The organism is [Clostridium] clostridioforme AGR2157, from assembly GCF_000424325.1.
Taxonomy (GTDB): domain Bacteria; phylum Bacillota; class Clostridia; order Lachnospirales; family Lachnospiraceae; genus Enterocloster; species Enterocloster clostridioformis_A.
Genome location: NZ_AUJR01000120.1, coordinates 1 through 2218 on the forward strand (window position 1 = coordinate 1; position 2218 = coordinate 2218).

Below are 2218 nucleotides of genomic sequence, written 5' to 3' on the forward strand. Positions count from 1 at the left end.
ATACTAATCGGTCGAGGGCTTATCCAAAAGGTTAAGGGAAAAGAAGGTTTGTGGAACAATCGGAATTCAATATGTGGTTTTGAGGGTACGTAAAATATTATAATTGTGCTTGAAATTTTGGCAAAGTTATTGTATAATGATTTGGTCAGCGCAAAGTACAATAAGCGTATCATTATTCCTCGATAGCTCAGTCGGTAGAGCACGCGGCTGTTAACCGCGCTGTCGTAGGTTCGAGTCCTACTCGGGGAGCTTTAGTGGAAGTCCATGGCGACCACTACCTTATTCAGGCCCCATGGTCAAGCGGTTAAGACATCGCCCTTTCACGGCGGTAACACGAGTTCGAATCTCGTTGGGGTCATTTGACCAGTTTATTATATGCCGATGTGGCTCAATTGGCAGAGCAGCTGATTTGTAATCAGCAGGTTATCGGTTCGAGTCCGATCATCGGCTTTTACTGTAAAACAGTAAGCAATGTTAGAGATTATATAGTTCGGACCTTTAGCTCAGTTGGTTAGAGCAACCGGCTCATAACCGGTCGGTCCTGGGTTCGAGTCCCCGAAGGTCCACTCTTCCTAACTAAAGCAGAATGAGAACTATATCATCTAAATAATGGCCCGGTGGCTCAGCTGGTTAGAGCGCCGCCCTGTCACGGCGGAGGTCGACGGTTCGAACCCGTTCCGGGTCGTTTGCATTTTATAATGCGATACAACATATGCAATTTGGGGTCTTAGCTCAGCTGGGAGAGCATCTGCCTTACAAGCAGAGGGTCACAGGTTCGAGCCCTGTAGGCCCCATTTGTTTTATATCTGCATATAGCTGTGTCATGTAACAATCTGCGGGTGTGGTGGAATAGGCAGACACAAGGGACTTAAAATCCCTCGGTAGCGATACCGTGCCGGTTCAAGTCCGGCCACCCGCATTTTTTATATTTGCGGCTGTGGTGGAATTGGCAGACACGATGGGTTTAGGTCCCATTGGGAAACCGTGCAGGTTCGAGTCCTGTTAGCCGCATACGTAAGAGTCCTGCTTTGCAGGGCTTTTTTTGTTTCCAGAACAGACGCTATAGATGGGCAGCTGCGGTTAATGGTATATGAGCGCAGCAATCAGACCCGTTGGTCACCGGGCCTGACCTCTCTTCTCCTTTATGATTTTGTAAATCATGCCCTTAGAATAAGCAGACGGATACCCTAAATACATGTTACAGAATCAGTCGTAATAGTGTTCTACAACATAATGAGAGAGCGCATCTATGAAGGCGCCGTTTCGAGGCTTCTGTTCCAACTCGAAGCCGAAGACCTGATTCAGAAGATGCCGGTCTCCATGCAGCCATATGGTGCTGATAATAGTGCGTATATTACGTTCCACACAGCCAATGGACGTATGATATTCCGCGGATATTTCCACGTAGAGCCCTTTGGAGATGTAGATGAGCAGTTCCGGATTGGCAATAGCGCGGATGACACCATAAACTGTGTAGCGGAACCCCACGTAGGAGTTGTTGACGCCGAGGCGCCGGAGCAGGTTGCAGGTTTCTCTTTCGTATTTCATGATGATTCCTCCCGATATCGTTTGACTTCTGTAAAGTTAAACCGGGGATGGGGGTTTTATCAAGTGAGACAGGACGACAAAAAACGATAAATTATGTCGCTAAATGTCGAAGGATTAGCCGGGGAAATTCGCAGGTTAAATAGTAGGGGATAAATTTCGGCACACATCAGATTATCAACAATGACAGCGACGTGGCAATCCTCATCGGGCACACCCAGGGCAATCCCTACGGCGGCTACTCCGGAGGGTAGTCATGTAGCCCCATTCATGGATTACGGCGGATAAGAGGACCTATGTGCCGTGGGCCGATGAGCGATAACTGCGTGATTAACTGTTCCTCACTGTGCAACGGCTATTTCCACGATCAGCTGTGGCCTTACACCAGGGAAATGTATGATATGTTCCAGCACGATTTTATGAACACCCTGCCGGACATGAACCGGTACGGCGAATACTTTGCAGCCAATGAGGAATATATCAGAAAATACCGTTTGGCCCTTCCCCAGACCTTTAAGCTGGGTGCCGTCCATCTGATGATGAAGGATGAGGCGTATGAGAGGGGTTTTTTGTTTGATTTTAATCAAAAAGAGGGTTTAATCAAAAAGAGGGTTTAATTCCCCGCAGCTTGCTGCGTAACAAACTTTTTCAAGACATGGAGGAAGTGATATAC

The 2218-nt window shown here is 47.5% G+C and carries 1 protein-coding gene, 8 tRNA genes and 1 pseudogene; 9 read left to right on the plus strand and 1 reads right to left on the minus strand.

Going from position 1 to position 2218, the window contains the following annotated elements; genetic code table 11:
* The first annotated feature begins 176 nt into the window (after positions 1-176).
* The 8 genes from G614_RS0123830 to G614_RS0123865 all read left to right on the plus strand — a co-directional run bounded on the left by G614_RS0123830 (position 177) and on the right by G614_RS0123865 (position 1011).
* A tRNA-Asn gene (locus G614_RS0123830) sits at positions 177-249 on the plus strand.
* A gap of 37 nt (positions 250-286) precedes the next feature.
* Positions 287-358 (plus strand) — tRNA-Glu (locus G614_RS0123835).
* Between the two features lie 19 nt (positions 359-377).
* Positions 378-450: transfer RNA gene (locus G614_RS0123840), tRNA-Thr, on the plus strand.
* Positions 451-492: 42 nt separating this feature from the next.
* Positions 493-566, plus strand: a tRNA-Ile gene (locus G614_RS0123845).
* Positions 567-611: 45 nt separating this feature from the next.
* Positions 612-685 (plus strand) — tRNA-Asp (locus G614_RS0123850).
* 36 nt (positions 686-721) lie between these two features.
* A tRNA-Val gene (locus tag G614_RS0123855) sits at positions 722-794 on the plus strand.
* A 41-nt stretch (positions 795-835) separates the two neighbouring features.
* Positions 836-919: transfer RNA gene (locus G614_RS0123860), tRNA-Leu, on the plus strand.
* A 12-nt stretch (positions 920-931) separates the two neighbouring features.
* A tRNA-Leu gene (locus tag G614_RS0123865) sits at positions 932-1011 on the plus strand.
* Between the two features lie 195 nt (positions 1012-1206).
* Here G614_RS0123865 and G614_RS0123870 read toward each other — a convergent pair.
* Complete coding sequence (locus G614_RS0123870) at positions 1207-1548, minus strand: sporulation initiation factor Spo0A C-terminal domain-containing protein (protein WP_027643875.1); 342 nt, start codon at positions 1546-1548, stop codon at positions 1207-1209.
* A 259-nt stretch (positions 1549-1807) separates the two neighbouring features.
* Between G614_RS0123870 and G614_RS0123875 the strand changes: the two are divergent.
* Positions 1808-2162: pseudogene (locus G614_RS0123875) on the plus strand (hypothetical protein); the annotation flags it as partial.
* Positions 2163-2218 lie beyond the last annotated feature (56 nt).

What these genes read in the sequence shown, in the direction of transcription:
- G614_RS0123870 (WP_027643875.1), bottom strand. Translation starts at nt 1,548, where the DNA reads ATGAAATACGAAAGAGAAACCTGCAACCTGCTCCGGCGCCTCGGCGTC.